14 protein-coding genes and 1 pseudogene are annotated in these 16285 nt (G+C 60.4%); 11 read left to right on the top strand and 4 right to left on the bottom strand.

The window, feature by feature from the left end:
* Positions 1-43: 43 nt before the first annotated feature.
* The 8 genes and pseudogenes from ACQZ60_RS05645 to ACQZ60_RS05610 all read left to right on the top strand — a co-directional run bounded on the left by ACQZ60_RS05645 (position 44) and on the right by ACQZ60_RS05610 (position 7495).
* Entirely contained in the window at positions 44-1315 is a 1272-nt protein-coding gene (locus ACQZ60_RS05645) for an MFS transporter (protein ID WP_020808973.1), read from the top strand.
* A gap of 82 nt (positions 1316-1397) precedes the next feature.
* A complete protein-coding gene (gene rnd / locus ACQZ60_RS05640; RefSeq protein WP_020808974.1) occupies positions 1398-2558 on the top strand; it encodes a ribonuclease D in 1161 nt (386 codons plus the stop codon).
* A gap of 30 nt (positions 2559-2588) precedes the next feature.
* Positions 2589-2846, top strand: a pseudogene (locus ACQZ60_RS05635) (hypothetical protein); the annotation flags it as partial.
* 210 nt (positions 2847-3056) lie between these two features.
* Positions 3057-4085 carry an adenylate/guanylate cyclase domain-containing protein gene (locus ACQZ60_RS05630; protein ID WP_059752500.1) on the top strand — a complete coding sequence of 343 codons (1029 nt, stop codon included), beginning with the start codon at positions 3057-3059 and terminating at the stop codon, positions 4083-4085.
* 153 nt (positions 4086-4238) lie between these two features.
* On the top strand, positions 4239-5597 hold the full coding sequence (locus tag ACQZ60_RS05625; RefSeq protein WP_448734893.1) for an esterase-like activity of phytase family protein: 1359 nt from the start codon (positions 4239-4241) through the stop codon (positions 5595-5597).
* 240 nt (positions 5598-5837) lie between these two features.
* A complete protein-coding gene (locus ACQZ60_RS05620; RefSeq protein WP_020808978.1) occupies positions 5838-6185 on the top strand; it encodes a YunG family protein in 348 nt (115 codons plus the stop codon).
* 174 nt (positions 6186-6359) lie between these two features.
* Positions 6360-6707: a hypothetical protein gene (locus ACQZ60_RS05615; RefSeq protein ID WP_448734892.1), complete on the top strand. Its 348-nt coding sequence runs from the start codon at positions 6360-6362 to the stop codon at positions 6705-6707.
* A 155-nt stretch (positions 6708-6862) separates the two neighbouring features.
* Positions 6863-7495, top strand: coding sequence for a DapH/DapD/GlmU-related protein (locus ACQZ60_RS05610; RefSeq protein ID WP_448734891.1), 633 nt, complete (start codon positions 6863-6865; stop codon positions 7493-7495).
* A 45-nt stretch (positions 7496-7540) separates the two neighbouring features.
* Here ACQZ60_RS05610 and ppx read toward each other — a convergent pair whose 3' ends face one another.
* From ppx to ACQZ60_RS05590, 4 genes are read right to left on the bottom strand one after another with little or no spacing between them, the layout of a single operon-like run.
* On the bottom strand, positions 7541-9064 hold the full coding sequence (ppx, locus tag ACQZ60_RS05605; RefSeq protein WP_003520777.1) for an exopolyphosphatase: 1524 nt from the start codon (positions 9062-9064) through the stop codon (positions 7541-7543).
* A complete protein-coding gene (locus ACQZ60_RS05600; protein ID WP_371259433.1) occupies positions 9061-11364 on the bottom strand; it encodes an RNA degradosome polyphosphate kinase in 2304 nt (767 codons plus the stop codon). Before ACQZ60_RS05600 ends, ppx begins: the two co-directional genes overlap by 4 nt.
* Positions 11361-12089: a DnaA regulatory inactivator HdaA gene (gene hdaA / locus ACQZ60_RS05595; RefSeq protein ID WP_196377663.1), complete on the bottom strand. Its 729-nt coding sequence runs from the start codon at positions 12087-12089 to the stop codon at positions 11361-11363. Before hdaA ends, ACQZ60_RS05600 begins: the two co-directional genes overlap by 4 nt.
* 2 nt (positions 12090-12091) lie before the next feature.
* A complete protein-coding gene (locus tag ACQZ60_RS05590) occupies positions 12092-13249 on the bottom strand; it encodes an AI-2E family transporter (RefSeq protein WP_003520774.1) in 1158 nt (385 codons plus the stop codon).
* A gap of 243 nt (positions 13250-13492) precedes the next feature.
* Between ACQZ60_RS05590 and ACQZ60_RS05585 the strand changes: the two genes are divergently transcribed.
* The 3 genes from ACQZ60_RS05585 (at position 13493) to purN (ending at position 16155) form a co-directional block, all read left to right on the top strand.
* Complete coding sequence (locus tag ACQZ60_RS05585) at positions 13493-14287, top strand: class I SAM-dependent DNA methyltransferase (RefSeq protein WP_448734890.1); 795 nt, start codon at positions 13493-13495, stop codon at positions 14285-14287.
* A 123-nt stretch (positions 14288-14410) separates the two neighbouring features.
* Positions 14411-15484 carry a phosphoribosylformylglycinamidine cyclo-ligase gene (purM, locus tag ACQZ60_RS05580; RefSeq protein ID WP_078054076.1) on the top strand — a complete coding sequence of 358 codons (1074 nt, stop codon included), beginning with the start codon at positions 14411-14413 and terminating at the stop codon, positions 15482-15484.
* Positions 15481-16155, top strand: coding sequence for a phosphoribosylglycinamide formyltransferase (purN, locus tag ACQZ60_RS05575; protein ID WP_448734889.1), 675 nt, complete (start codon positions 15481-15483; stop codon positions 16153-16155). The genes purM and purN overlap by 4 nt, the downstream gene beginning before the upstream one ends.
* The last annotated feature ends 130 nt before the right edge of the window (positions 16156-16285 follow it).

Raw genomic sequence — 16285 nt, 5'->3', positions numbered from 1 at the left:
TTAGATAGGACTAATCCAGCCCGCCAAACCGAGTCGGCCCGCAATGAGCCAGATCAGACCTCTTATCCCGCTTCTCGTCACCGCCGGTATCCTGATCGGCGGCAACGGCCTGCAGGGAACCTATATAGCGCTGCGCGGTCTCTCCGAAGGGTTTTCCGCCAGCACCATCGGCCTCATCAGCGCCGCCTACAGCTTCGGTTTCGCGCTTGGCTGCATTTCGGTGACGCGCCTTCTGCGCAAGATCGGCCATATCCGCACCTTCGCCACCATGGCGGCCGTCGCATCCGCCGCAGCGATCGCCATGCCGCTCCTCATCCATCCCCTGTTCTGGATGCTGATGCGCTTCGTCACCGGCATTGCCGTCGCCTGTCTTTTCGCGGCCATCGAAAGCTGGATCAACGCGCAGGTCACCAATTCCAATCGGGCGCGCACGCTCTCCATCTATCGTTTCGTCGATCTCGGCTCCGTCACGCTTGCGCAATATATCATTCCCGTCGCGGGCATCGACGGACCGGTGGTGTTTTCGCTGATTGCCATGGCGCTGACGCTATCGCTGGTGCCGATCTCGCTTGCCGACAAATCCAACCCTGCGCCGCCGAAACAGATACCCTTCAATCTCTTCGCGGTGTGGCGCATCTCGCCACTTGCCGTCGTCGGCTGCGTGGCCGTCGGCCTCAGCATGGCGGCGTTTCGCAATATCGGCCCGATCTATGCCGAACAGATCGGCCTTTCCGTCACCGCCATCGCCACCTTCATGAGCGCCGGCATCATCGGCGGCGTGGTGCTGCAATATCCGCTCGGCGTCTATTCCGACCGTTATGACCGGCGCATCATCATTCTCGCCACCACGGCGGGCTCCGTCGTCGTCGGCCTGTTTCTCGCCTTCTTCGCCGGCACGGATGAATGGAGCAACATCATCGGCGTCTTCATCTTCGGCGCCTTCGCCCTGCCGCTCTATTCGCTGAGTTCCGCCCATGGCAACGACCATGCCAGGGAAGGCGAACACGCCATGATGTCGGCCGGACTGCTGTTCTTCTGGTCGGTGGGCGCAACCGTCGGGCCGCTGCTCGCTTCCGTGCTGATCGACCAGTTCGGCCCGAAGGCACTGTTCAGCTATACGGCCGCGATCCAGATCGTTTTCATCGCCTATACAATCTACCGGCTGCAGGTGCGCGAAGGTGTGCCCGTGGAGGAGCGGAACTGGCGGTTCAGCTCGCTTTTGCGCACCTCAGCCTATTTCCAGAAGCTCGCCGCGGCTCCGCCACTCAAAAAGGATGAAGCGGAGCCCCATCCGCCCGAGAAAAACGATCCTTGAGCCTTCAAAAGCGGGCTTTGTATTGACATGCGCCCGGCAAAGGGAAAGTAAGACGGATAATTTTCACGATTGGCCAATAACAATGATTGAAACGACTGCCGCCCTCGCCGAAGCCTGCACGGAACTGGCGAAATCGGAATTCATCACCATCGACACCGAATTTCTGCGGGAAACGACCTTCTGGCCGGAACTCTGCCTCGTGCAGATGGCAAGCCCGACGCTCGAAGTACTGGTCGATCCGCTGGCCAAGGGTCTCGATCTGACCCCTCTTTTCGAACTGATGGCCAATCCTGCTGTCGTGAAGGTTTTCCATGCGGCGCGACAGGATATCGAGATCATCTACCATCTCGGCGGGCTTATTCCGCACCCGATCTTCGACACGCAGGTCGCAGCCATGGTCTGCGGTTTCGGCGATTCGATCTCCTACGACCAGCTGGTGCAGAAGATCAAAAACGTGCAGATCGACAAATCCTCGCGTTTCACCGACTGGAGCCGTCGTCCGCTGACCGAAAAGCAGCTGGATTACGCGCTGGCCGACGTGACCCATCTGCGCGATGTCTATCTCTCGCTGAAAGCCCAGCTCGAGCGCGAAGGCCGCTCGCTGTGGCTGACCGAAGAGATGGATATTCTCGAGTCTCGCGACACCTATGACATGCATCCCGACGATGCCTGGCTGCGGCTGAAATCGCGTCTGCGCAAGCCGACGGAACTCGCCATCCTCAAATTCATCGCCGCCTGGCGCGAGCGTGAGGCGCGGTCGCGCAACGTGCCGCGCTCGCGCGTCCTGAAGGACGATGCGATCTTCGAAATCGCCCAGCAGCAGCCGAAGGACGCCGAGGCGTTGTCGCGGCTTCGCACCATTCCCAAGGGCTGGGAGCGCTCCGCCTCCGGCACCGCCATCGTCGAAACGGTGAATGCGGCGCTGGCGCTGCCGAAAGAGGAAATGCCGAAGGCGCCGCGTCATAGCCACGCACCGGAAGGCTCCGGCGCTGCCGTGGAACTTTTGAAAGTTCTGCTGAAGCTGACGGCGGACAAGCATGGCGTCGCCGCCAAGGTCATCGCCAATAGCGACGATCTGGACAAGATTGCCGCCGAGGGCGAAAAGGCAACCGTGGCGGCGCTGACCGGCTGGCGGCGGGAACTCTTCGGCGATGTGGCCCTGAAGCTCATCAATGGCGAAGTGGCGCTGCGTTTCGCCGGCAAGAAGGTCGAAGCGGTGGAGGTTGCGGCAAGCGAGCCGTAACAGCCCGCCGCTCTCCACCCCAACTGCGACGTCGTCGACCGCTATAATCGCGACCCGAAAGGCATGGGCTGCGGCTTGAGCGGCTGGAAGGAGAACATTCCCTTCGACATTGACGGCCGCGCCTGCGCCGCTATCACCTTCGCCCGCAAGGGAGAAACCCTGTTCGACCGGGCCTGGATCGACGGCAACCGGCTGCGTTTTTCCGCCTTCCCCGTCAAATGGTCGAACCGCTCGCCGGATGACCGGCCGCAATCCCCGCTTGAAACCGTCTATTACAGAACATCCTATCAGGCGTATAAGGGCGGCAACACCGATTTTGCGGCAACAGCGCAACAGCCTTACCAATCCTTCATGCAACCTTACCGATTGCTCACTTTTTGCGGCGCTTTTTCCACATTAATGTCGCATATGACCTGAACAGAAGCTTCGCCCGAAGGGAGCGGCCTGCCCTTCTTTCCCGAGACTAAAGCCTTCCCTTCCCGAGACCCAAGAACCGACATGAGAAAATTGCTGCCCATTCTGGATTACGTGGTGCTCTTCGTTGCCGTGGCCGGCAGCGGAGTGGCCTACGCTTTTCTGGAATATGGCGGCGGCGCATTGATCGGCGCGACCTATGCGCTGTTTGCCTGCGCACCCATCCTCGCCTTCGAGCGCGGTTACATCATGCCCGGCCTGTCGCGGCAGGTGAGCGCCCTGCCGACGCCGGCCTATATCGCCGTCGGCCTCGTCATCTATGCCATCCTCGTCTTTTGCGGCTTCGGGCTTGGCGGCACGATCCTGTGGTTGAGCGGGATATTTCCCGGCACCTGGAAACGCGCCGTCCATGCCGAGGTGCAGACGCTGATCTTCACCCTCATTGTCTGCGGCATCATCGTCTTCATCATGCGGGTGCGCGAGCTTCTCGGCCGCGATATCTTCATCGACCTCATCCTGGGGCGTTATCGCCGGCCGGTCAGCGAAGACCGCGTTTTCATCTTCATCGATCTCGTCGGCTCCACCTCCTTCGCCGAAACCCATGGCGACCTGAAGGCCCAGGAATTTCTCGGCGAAATTTTTGCAAGCTATGCTGCACCGGTCAGAAAACACGGCGGCGTCATCGACGACTATATCGGCGACGCCGCCATCATCACCTGGCCCTATCACATGGCGATAAGGCGGGCGGCCTGCGTGCGCTGCGTCTTCGATATTCAGGCGACCATTGAAAACACCCGCGACATGTGGCTTTCCCGCTTCGGCGAGGTGCCGCGCCTGCGCTTTGCCATTCATGGCGGGCCGGTCATCACCGCGGAAATCGGTGTCGATCACCACAAGATCACCTATTTCGGCGATACGGTGAACACAACCTCGCGGCTCGAATCGCTGAGCAAGATGCTCGGCCACCCGGTGCTGATTTCCGCCGACCTCGCCCATCAGCTGGTGCTTCCGAAGGGCGTGCGCAGCGAATATCTGGGCGAACATGCGGTGAAGGGCCGCGGACAGACGCTCGGCGTCTGCACGCTCAGCCAATATCAGGCGCCCGCCGCATAAGGGCCACCGGCGCAAAAAAGCCGTGCGGCCCATCTGCCGACGATGGCCGTCATCAAAATTCATCAAAGCTTCAAACGGCAATCACCTGCCTGTCATGCGACCACCCTATCGCGTCAATCCTGTCTTCAACAGGTATTGAGAGGGGTCTCCATCATGAAACATATTCTTTTCGCACCTTTCGCGGTTCTCGCGCTCGCCGCGGCGGCGCATGCGGCGGAAAAGGAGTTTCCGGCAAAGCTGGTCTCGCATGCCGTTCTGCCTGCCAACACCATGATCGCCGCGCCTGCCGATGCGCCGGAGCACCTCAAGACCTCCGCCAAATTCACCACGGCCGACCGCAAGCGCGCCGAGGGCCTCGGCACCGTGCCCGGCAAGGACGGCGTGCGCCTGACCGGCCTTTCCATGCCGTTCAACGGCCAGCCGATGCAGGGCTTTTCCGGCATCAGGGCGATGCCGGACGGCAGCTTCTGGAGCCTTTCCGACAACGGTTTCGGTTCCAAGCTCAATTCCAGCGATGCCATGCTGATGCTTCACCATCTGAAGTTCGACTGGGACGCCGGCAAGGTCAACGCGCTTGAAACCGTGTTCCTCTCCGATCCCGACATGAAGGCGCCCTTCCCCATCGTTCTGGAAGGCTCGAGCAAGCGTTACCTGACGGGCGCGGATTTCGACGTCGAATCCATTCAGCCGGTCTCTGACGGTTTCTGGGTCGGCGAGGAATTCGGCCCCTACATTCTGAAATTCACCCGCGACGGCAAGCTGACCGACGTGATCTCGACCAAGGCCGGCGACATCGAGGTGAAATCTCCCGACCATCCGGCTCTTGCCCTGCCCGGCAATCCCACGCAGAAAATGCCCGCTTTCAACCTGAAACGTTCCGGCGGTTATGAGGGCATGGCGCTCTCCAAGGACGGCTCGAAGCTCTACGGCCTGCTGGAAGGCCCGCTCTACATGGCCGACGGCCAGGTGGAAAAAACCGAAGACGGCGCGACCGCGCTGCGCATCATCGAACTCGACACCGCCAAGAAGGCGTGGACCGGCCGCAGCTGGCTTTATCCGCTGGCGGAAGGCGGCGAGGCAATCGGCGACTTCAACATGCTGGACGACACCACCGCCCTCGTCATCGAGCGCGACAACGGCGCCGGGACGGCCGACAAGGCCTGCGCCGACCCCAAAGCTCCGGCTGCGGATTGCTTCGCCCGCGCTGCCAAGCTGAAGCGCATCTACAAGATCGAATTCAACGACGCCAATGTCGGCAAGGCCGCCCGCAAGATCGGCTATATCGACCTGATGAAGATTTCCGATCCGGATAACAAGAAGCGTCAGGGCGGCGGCAACGGCTATTACGACATGCCTTTCGTCACCATCGAGAATGTCGACCGCGTCGATGCCACCCATATCGTCGTCGGCAACGACAACAACCTGCCCTTCTCGGCCGGCCGTGCGCTGGACAAGGCTGACGACAACGAATTCGTCCTGCTGGACGTCAAGGACCTGCTCGAGGCGAAATAAAACCAAGGCTGCTGTCACTTGCTTTGACGGCCGCGAATGATCCGGACGGAGCGCCCGGCAGACACAAATGTCTGCATGGCGCTCCGTTCCGGTTTTCCAGAGCTAGAGCAATTCCGGTGAACGCCGGTTCACCTCCATTGCTCTAACTCTTTGTTTTTACGCATTTCCGGACGCAAAACCGAGCGCACTTTCGCTGGAAATGCTTTAACCGAAACATGCTTGCGGAAAAGAAGACGTTTCATGCAGGACCATGCAGAAAGACTTTATTACGCCCTGAAGAAAAGCTGGTCGGGCGAGACGAGCGGCCTCTGGTCGCGCGAAAACCCCGCCAAGGGCCAAGGCAGCGTCACCGCGCTGGTGGTGCAGGATATTTTCGGCGGAGAGCTTGCCAAAACCGCTGTCAGCGGTACCGACCATTTTTACAATATCGTCGAAGGCACCCGCTGGGATTTCACCTTCAGCCAGTTCGATATTCCGGTCGGCTATCAGGACAGGCTTGCCAGCCGCACGGAGGCCATGGCGACGATAACGCCGTTGCAATATGCCTATCTCAGCGCCTGCATCCGCAAGGCGCTCGGGCACGGCTGAGCCATTTGCAAAGCAGTGCCAGCCCATTGCCGTTTGGATCCGCGCATCGCGGCACGGTGGCCAGCCAGTGTGTTGCGTTTCAGGACCACGATATCAATCTTTCCCGCAAAGCGGACACAATCCTTGCGATAATATCGCGCGGTGGAATGGTTGCACCGACAGGAGAGATATTCGATGAGTGAGAGTTGCCCGGTCCTGACACCGGCGGAACGGCAGGTACAGGCCATATTGGAGCGCACGGAAGCAGCGATGATGGCCACCATTCACGCAGCGCTCGAGCGTGCCAGCAAAGAGGTCGATGAGGCATTCCGGGCCGTCGATTCAGACATGCAGCCGCCGCCCCACGACTATTTTGCCGCTGTCGCCCATCAGCAGCTCTTCCTGATGTTATGCGGAGCCGACCCGAAAACCTTCGAGGGCGGAGACCCCGAAATTGCCGGCCACATCATTCGGAACGCTCAAAACATATCCGACCACTACTGGAAGAAAACGCCTGCCGCGGCGGATGTCCCCAGTAAGTGATACATTCCGCGTGAAGGCAGGATTTCGCGTCACGCGGCATCGCGCGCGACCTGCGTTTTAGAAAGGAGGCCCGGCCCGGCCGGGCTCCTTTGGCCATTCCAAGTCACAGCACCTTCATCATCGCCGGTTAAGCAGGCGCAAATCCGGAGGCTGGAATGAATTCGACCGCACAGATCAAGCGCCCGAAAATCGCAGAGACCGTCATCCATGCGACGGCGAGCATAAGAGATTCCAATATCGGCGAATGCTGCGAAATTCTGGCTGACACCTCCCTGCACAATGCCAACCTCGGCAATTACTCCTATCTCGGCCCCCGTTGCATGGTGGGCGATGCAACGATCGGAAAATTCTGCGCCATCGCCGCAGAGGTCAGGATAGGCGCTCCGAACCATCCTATGGACCGGCCATCCATGCACCGTTTCAGCTATTGCCCTGAATATTATTCTGCGGATGCCGTGCGCGATGACGCCTTTTTCGACCGGCGCAGGGAGGACCGCGCCGTCATCGGTCACGATGTCTGGATCGGTCACGGGGTTATCGTCTTGCCGGGTGTCACGGTTGGAGACGGGGCAGTGCTCGCCGCCGGCGCGGTCGTCACCAAAGATGTGCCGCCCTATACCATCGTCGGCGGCGTTCCCGCAAAGATCATTCGCGAACGATTTTCGCGGCCCATCGCAGAAAAGCTTGCATCAATCGCATGGTGGGACTGGCCATTCGAAACGATCATGGCGCGGCTTTCCGACTTTCAGTCGAGCGACATAGAAGCCTTTTGCGAGCGCTGGTCCTAGCGGACGCAAGAACCGTCCTGTCGCGAAACAGAAACGCGCCGTTCGTTACTCGAACACGAATGCCAGCCGCTTGCCCGTCAGCTTCGCCAGTTGCTGCAGGCGGCCATCCAGTCGCTCGCCGGCGAAATCGCAATAATCGTGCGGCACGACAAATTCCAGATCAAGATCGGGATTGCCGGATTTGCGGAATTTGAGGTGGTCGACGACGCCCGGCATCGAGGCCGAGAAGAGATAGACGACGCGCAGCAGGCCGCCGAGCAATTTACCGAGCTCCTGCAACCGGTCGCCCGCCATGGCGGCGAGCGGCTGCGTGGTGCCGTTGTCGTTCAGACCTTCGAAGCGATAATAATTGGCGAGCGCAATATAGGCGCGGCCAGGATGGGTGATCGCCACGAAAGAAGAGTGGGCGATGATGTTGAGCGCCTGCAATCCGCGATAATCGGGATGGGCGCGCCAGCTGATATCGGCGAGAAGGCAAGCCGCCTGCCGGTAACGGCTCTCCTCTTCCGTCTCGTCAACGCCGAAGACCGGGAAGGTGCGGCCGCTCCAGTCCGCCAGTTCGCGCGCATGTTCCGGCGAGCGGGCGCGCAGAATGGCAAGTTCATCGGCGGCAACCAGCAGCGGATCGGAGTCCCGCTCTTCTTCCGTCAACAGCGAATAGAGATAACCTTCGCGCACGCCCTGCGCCGAGAATGCGATCCTGGCAGGCTTCATCATTTTCAGAACTTCGCGCATGGCGATGGCGCCGAAGGGCAGAAGCGAGCGGCGGTTCTTGGAGACCGCCTGCCAGGCCGGGTCCTTGCTATCCCGGGAAACGATGACCTCCTCGAGAAAATTCAGCATTTCCTCCAGCGGCAATTCATAACCCTGCATCATATGCAGCGGATAGCCCGATATCTCCATATGCAGCTTGGCGATGTTTCGCCAGGTGCCGCCCACCGCGTAAAAGGTGCGCCCCTCACCCGCCGCCAGAAGCTTGGCGAAGGATTTGACGTGTTTTCGGGCAATCGTCGCCGCCTTTTCCAGCGAGCCGTCCGACTGCTCCGACAGCCGCAGGCCGCCGAGCGGCAGGGTGATGCCCTCGCCGCAGCTCTTACCCTTGATGTCGATGAGTTCGAGCGAACCGCCGCCCAAATCGCCGGCAATGCCGTCTGGATCATGGAAACCGCTGATCACGCCATAGGCGGAATAAAGCGCTTCCTTTTCGCCTGACAGCACCTCGATCTCGCAGCCGAGAATGGCTTCGGCCTCGCGGATGAAATCCGGGCCGTTTTCCGCCTCACGCGCCGCAGCCGTCGCCAGCACGTAGAGCTTCTGCGCCTGCGCCTGCTCGGAAAGGACATGGAAACGCCGAAGCGCCATGAGCGCCCGGCTGACGCCTTCCTCATGCATGCGGCCCGTCAGCGCCAGTCCCTTGCCAAGGCCGCACAGGACCTTTTCATTGAACAGCACCGCAGGCGCGCGGGAAAGACCTTCATATACGACGAGACGAACGGAGTTCGAACCAATATCTATGACGGAAACGGGGGCAAGGCCGGTCAGCCGCCCCTGTGCTTCTGATCGAGTCATTCAGCCTGTTTCTTGCGGGACGAAATCAACCCGGCAATCAATTTGGGCGCACTGGATTTCAAGGCTTCACCACGTCCGGAAAGGCTGGGATTGGTCATGAAATAGTGCTGCGCGTTGAACGGTTCTTCGCCTTTACGCACCTCGATGCGCCTCGACGTTCCGTCCGCAAGTATCTCGTAGCTCTGCTGGTTGTCAATGAGATTGCCCAGCATAATCTGTGAAAGAACCTGCTCATGCACGGTGGGATTGGTGAGCGGAACCAGCGTTTCCACGCGCCGATCAAGGTTGCGCGGCATCATGTCGGCCGAGCCGATATAGACCAGCGCCTTGTCCGACGGCAGGCCGAAACCATTGCCGAAGCAGAAGATGCGGCTGTGTTCGAGGAAGCGTCCGACAATGGATTTGACGCGGATATTATCCGACAGGCCCGGGACCTGCGGGCGCAGGCAGCAGATGCCGCGCACGACGAGATCGACCTCCACGCCCGCAGCACTTGCGCGGTAAAGAGAATCGATGATTTCAGGGTCGACCAGCGAATTCATCTTCATCCAGATCGCCGCCGGCGCACCGCGCTTGGCATGTTCGATCTCTTCATTGATGTGCTTCACGATGCGTGCGCGCAGCGTATAGGGCGAAATGGCGAGCTTCATGCCCTCTTCCGGTTCGCCGTAACCCGTGATGAAGTTGAAGATATTCGCCATGTCATGGGCGATCTTCGGGTTGCAGGTGAAGAAGGACAGGTCGGTGTAAATCTTGGCGGTGATCGGGTGATAGTTGCCGGTGCCGAGGTGGCAATAGGTTCTGAGCTTGCCGTCCTCGCGGCGCACCACCATCGACATCTTGGCGTGGGTCTTGAGTTCGATGAAGCCGAAGACGACCTGCACGCCGGCCCGCTCCAGATCGCGCGCCCAGCGGATATTCGCCTCTTCGTCGAAACGCGCCTTCAACTCGACCAGCGCGGTGACGGATTTACCGGCTTCCGCCGCGTCGATCAGCGCGCGAACGATCGGGCTGTCATTGGAGGTGCGGTAAAGCGTCTGCTTGATGGCGAGCACTTCGGGATCGCGCGCGGCCTGCAGCAGGAACTGCACGACAACGTCGAAGCTCTCATAGGGATGGTGAACCACCATGTCCTTTTCGCGGATGGCGGCGAGGCAATCGCCGGCATGTTCGCGCACGCGCTCGGGGAAACGGGCGTTGTATGGTTCGAATTTCAGGTCGTCGCGCGGCGCGCGGACGATTTCCGAGATGGTGTTGAGCGCGAGAAGGCCGGGCAGAACGGCAACGCGATTATCCGGCACGCCAAGCTCGTGCACCACGAATTGCCTGAGCGACTGCGGCATTTCGCTGTCGGTCTCGATGCGGATAACGGAACCGCGGCGGCGGCGCTTCAGCGCGCTTTCGAAGAAACGGACCAGATCTTCCGCCTCTTCTTCGACTTCGATATCGCTGTCGCGGATGATGCGGAACGTGCCGAATCCCTTGACGCTATAGCCGGGATAAAGCCGGTGAATGAACAGGCCGACCACATCTTCCAGCGTGATGTAACGGATGGCGTTCTTGTCATCCGGCAGGCGCACGAAACGGTCGAGCGCCGGCGGCAGGCGCAGGAGCGCCGTCATCGGCTCGCGGCCGTTGACGCTGTCGAGCTGCAGACCCATCGAGAAACCGAGGTTCGGAATGAAGGGGAACGGATGCGCCGGGTCGATGGACAGCGGCGTCAGCACCGGGAAAATGCGTTCCTCGAATTCGGTGCCCAGCCAGGTGCGATCCGCATCCGAAAGTGCGGCCGGCCGCACGATGAAGATTTCTTCCTTGGCGAGATATTGCTGCAGAACGGCGAGCGAGGCCTGCTGCTCCATCTGCAGATTGTCGATTTCCTTCAGAATATCTTCGAGCTGTTCGGCCGGCGTCTTGCCGTCCGGCGTCTTGACGGTGATCTTCTGGCGCACCTGCCCTTCGAGGCCGGCAACGCGGACCATGAAGAATTCATCGAGGTTGGCGGCCGAAATGGAGAGGAAGCGCAGCCGCTCCAGCAGCGGATGATCCGTGTTCAGCGTTTCTTCGAGAACGCGGCGGTTGAACTGGAGCCAGGAGAATTCGCGGTTGATGAAACGCGCCGGGCTGTCCCACAGGCTCTCGCCTTCGGTCACCGGCTGAACCTTGTTGAAGTCTTCCTGCGCGATAGCGTCCATTCCCTGTTCCATCCCCTGACCGATTTCCGTCCCGTGATCCTGCTGCATCGCGCGATCGTCCTTCTTGCCCGTATAACAGTTTGACGACGGAACTGTGACAGTCAATCGACGTCCAGTCCGCTGCCCGCTGCTGCGTTGTCCATCGCGTTGAGGACCTCCGCCACCAGCGGCCGTGTAATTCTCGTTCCACGCGAAAGCGCCAGCCTGTCGATCCGGTCCACGATCGTCTGCGCCGTATCGAGCGAACGCTCCATTCTATTGACGATGTAACCTATGAGTTTGTCATCCATGTAAAGCTGTCGGTCGGCGAAGAGTTTCACCAGCACCTGCGCCAGCAGCCCCTCGTCCGGCTCGCCGGTTTCCACCACCGTTACGGCTTTGAGGCGCGAGCGCAGGTCGGGCAGCGTCACCGGCCATGCGGCCGGCCATTGCCGGCTCGTCATCAAAAGCGTGGTGCCGTGCTGGCGCACGCTGTTGATGACATGGAAGAGTTCGGTTTCGTTAAAACCGCGCCGGTCGGCGTCCTCGAAAAGAACCGGTCCCGTTTCGGCAGCACGCGCGGCATCGGAACCCGTCTCGGGGTGAATGTCGCGCGCGTCGCTGATATTTTTCCAGATATTGGCGAGATGCGATTTTCCCGAACCCGGTGGCCCGGCCAGCACGACGACGGGCGAGCGCCAGTTCGGCCATTCATCGATGAGGCTGACGGCAGCCGCAAGCGAGGCGGAGACGAGGAGATCATCCCTGCCGGAAGCGGACTGGTGCGAGAATGCGAGCGGCAGCTGCTCGGCCTTCGACCGGGCGTTGTCGGTTTTGATTTGGTCAGTCATCGTCAGCTCTGAGAGTCAACCTTGCCGGAGGACGTTTCCCCTTCTTCCAGGGCAGGGTTTGTGTCCCAGGGAAGGTTGGCGGCATGCCCGTGGTAAAGATCGCTTTCAAGATACCGCGACAAGGCGAAGCGGACAAGCACGCCGACCGCCGCCGCCGCCGGCACCGCGACGAGAAGCCCGACGAAACCGAAAAGCGCACCGAAGGCGAAAAGGGCGAACATCAGCCAGACCGGATGCAGGCCGACGCTTTTGCCGACGAGCTTCGGCTGCAGGATGTTGCCTTCGATGAATTGGCCGGAGAAGAACACAACGAGGGTCAGAAACACATAGATGTAATCCGGCCAGAACTGCACGATGGCGACGCCGACGGCGAGGATGAGGCCGACCATGGAGCCGATATAGGGAATGAAGCTGATGAGGCCTGAGAAAAGGCCGATTAGCAGGCCGAAATTCAAACCCACCAGCGACAGGCCGACGGCGTAATAAACGCCGAGAATGATGCAGAGCGACCCCTGCCCGCGCACGAAACCGGCAATGGTCTTGTCCATGTCGCGGGCGATCTGGCGGACGGTATGGACATAATCGCGCGGTATCCAGCTATCGACCTTGTCGATCATCCGGTCCCAGTCGAGCAGCAGATAGAAGGCGACCACGGGCGTGACGACCAGCAGCGACATGACATCGACCAGCGATTTGCCGGAATTCCATATCTGCGTCAAAAGCGTGCCGATGAAACCCGCGCCTTCGGTCAAAAGCTTCGAAAAATTCTCCTTCACGGCGTCGATCTGGCTGCTCACCCAATCCGGCAGGAGATTGGTGTCGGCGCCGGCAATCAGCTGCTGCAATGACGAGATATATTGCGGGATGCGCGTGATGAATTCCGAGGCCTGGGCGACGATCAGCGGAATGATGATGATGAGCGACAGCGCGAAGAGCAGCACGAAGGAGACGAGGATGACGACGGTGGCCATCAACCGGCTAAGGCCACGCCGTTCCAGCCAGTCGGCAACCGGGTCGAGAAAATAGGCAAGCGCCATGCCCGCCACGAAAGGCAGGAGAATGGAGCTGAAGACCATCAGGAAAAGGACAAAGACGGCAAGCACGCCGATCCAGAAAAACACCTGCCGGCGCAGGCTCGTACCGCTTACATGGGGTTGCATCCGTTCATCCTTTATCGCCGCACCGTCACCGCCCATGATGGAGATAGGATGCGCATATGCACATGGTCAAGACCGGCGCTTTCGCGCGTGGGCAGAAGGAGACTGCCCGCACAGCGGCAAAATCCCTCATTTCCGGCCAACCCCTCGCAACGGCAGGTTGACCGACGGTAAATATTAGACAACTATCAAATATTGCCGGGCGGGCCAGCGGCGCTCCTTCATGTCCGGCGGCCGGGGGGCACGATGCAGAGCACCAGTGAAAATGGCATCGCGGAATATAATGCCGGTCTCTTCGATAATCCCGAAGTTGCCGAATGGTATGACAACCAGCAGCTTTACCCGGCCGAACGCATCATTCTCGACCAGTTCCGCCATGCCTATGCGGGCAAGCGGCTGCTTGACCTCGGCGTCGGCACCGGCCGAACGACGAAGCCGCTTCTGCCGCTGGTGGGAGACTATATCGGCATTGACCGCTCGCAGCCGATGCTTGCGCTGGCGCGGCGCAATTTTCCCACCGCCACGTTTCTCGACATGGATGTGCGGGCGATCGGCCAGTTCGGCGCGGAACGTTTCGATTGCGTGCTCGGCGCGCTCGCGATTCTGAGCGCCTTCGACCATGAGGACCGGCTTGCCATCATCAATGCCGTCCGAAGCATTCTGTCACCGGGCGGGTACTTCATCTTTTCTTTTCATAACCGGCAATGGAAGCGGGCCGGCGGCATGCCGCTGCACCGCCGCTCCTGGCACCCGCGCGAGGTGGTGAATTCGCTGCATCCGCAAAGCTGGATCAACTATCTGCGCCTGCAACCTTCGACACGGCGGACACCGGAATATGCCATTCTCGCGGATCAGGCGCATCGCTGGAGCGGCCTGTTTTATTTCATCGACCTTGCCGCCCAGACCCGCCAGCTGGAAGCGGCGGGCTTTGAGATCGCCGCACGTTATGGCGAGAACGGACGGCCGATAGAGGAAAATTCCGATACGTCCAATGACGGCCTGCTCAATCTCGTCTGTCGCGCCGCGTCGCAGCCATCGTGAGCACCCAATCCGGCAAGCCCCGCCAAAGCCGTTAAAAACCGGAGCTTTTGCCACTCAAACCCTTGCATCAGGCCCCGTCCCGTGCGAATGGCGACGCCAAAGGAACCAGCGGAGACGAGAGCCATGAGCCAGTCGGGCAAGAACGGTCTTACCTATAGTGATGCAGGTGTGGATATCGACGCCGGCAACCTGATGGTCGAAAAGATCAAACCGGCGGTGCGTTCGACGCGGCGTCCCGGCGCGGATGGCGAAATCGGCGGCTTCGGCGGCCTGTTCGATCTGAAAGCCGCGGGCTTCACCGATCCGGTTCTGGTGGCCGCCAATGACGGCGTCGGCACCAAGCTGAAGATCGCCATCGACGCTGACTATCACGACACGGTCGGCATCGATCTCGTCGCCATGTGCGTCAACGATCTCGTCGTCCAGGGCGCAGAACCGCTGTTCTTCCTCGATTATTTCGCCACCGGCAAGCTGGACCCGGACCAGGGTGCGGCCATCGTTTCCGGCATTGCCGCCGGCTGCCGCGAATCCGGCTGTGCGCTGATCGGCGGCGAAACCGCTGAAATGCCCGGCATGTATTCCGATGGCGATTACGATCTCGCGGGCTTTGCCGTGGGTGCGGCCGAACGCGGCCAGCTTCTGCCGGCCGGCGATATTTCCGAAGGCGACGTCATTCTCGGCCTCTCCTCTTCCGGCGTTCACTCCAACGGCTTTTCGCTGGTGCGCAAGATCGTGTCGATCTCCGGTCTCGACTGGAGCGCCCCTGCCCCCTTCGCGGACGGCAAGAAGCTCGGCGAAGCGCTGCTGACGCCGACCCGCATCTATGTGAAGCCGCTTTTGAAGGCGATCCGCGAGACCGGCGCGCTGAAGGCGCTGGCGCATATTACCGGCGGCGGTTTCCCGGAGAATATTCCGCGCGTTCTGCCCAAGCATCTCGCCGCCGAAATCGATCTCGACGCGATCAAGGTTCCCGCCGTCTTCTCGTGGCTGGCGAAAACCGGCGGCGTCGAAGCGAAGGAAATGCTGCGCACCTTCAATTGCGGCGTCGGCATGATCGTCGTCGTTTCGGCTGAAAATGCCGAAAAGGTCACCGAGGTTCTGACTGCCGAAGGCGAGACCGTCTTCCCGCTCGGCCGCATGGTCGCCCGCGAAGAAGGCGCGCATGGCACCATCTACAAGGGCGCTCTCGGCCTATGATGAGCGCCGCCTTCCCGTCCGGCCGCAAACGCGTCGTCGTTTTCATTTCCGGCAGCGGCTCCAACATGGTGTCGCTGGCCAAGGCCTGTCAGGCGGCGGATTTTCCGGCGGAAATCGTCTGCGTCATCTCGGACAAGGCGTCTGCGGGCGGGCTGGAAAAGGCACGGGGCATGGGCATTCCCACGCTGGTCTTCGAGCGCAAGACCTATGCCAGCAAGGCCGAGCATGAGGGCGCCATTCTGGCCGCACTTGGTGAAATCGCGCCCGATATCATTTGTCTCGCCGGTTACATGCGGCTGATATCGGGGGATTTCATTGCTCCCTATGAAGGGCGCATCATCAATATCCACCCTTCCCTGCTGCCGCTTTTCCCCGGCCTGCACACCCACCAACGCGCCATTGACAGCGGCATGAAGATTTCCGGCTGCACCGTGCATTTCGTCACCGAAGGCATGGATGAAGGTCCGACCATCGCGCAGGGTGCGGTGCCGGTCATTTCCGGCGATACGGCCGACACGCTGGCGGCGCGGATACTGACAGTCGAGCACCAGCTCTACCCGCTTACCCTGAAGCGACTTGCCGAAGGCAAGGTTCGAATGGAAGACGGCAAGGCGATCTTCACGGATGACGAAAGTAATACTGAGTATTCAAACCTCATCTCCGCCTCCTGATAAAGCTATAACTAAAGTACAAAAAGCACCCATAATGGTATTTTTGGGAAAATAAACCGATCGTTTACCATAATCATCTTTAATGCCCGCAACGGCCCTTATTTCGGGCCCTCCGGTCATTCAGGAGCGA

The sequence above is a fragment of the Agrobacterium sp. 22-223-1 genome (assembly GCF_053522385.1).
This window is presented reverse-complemented; position numbering and strand designations above follow the sequence as displayed.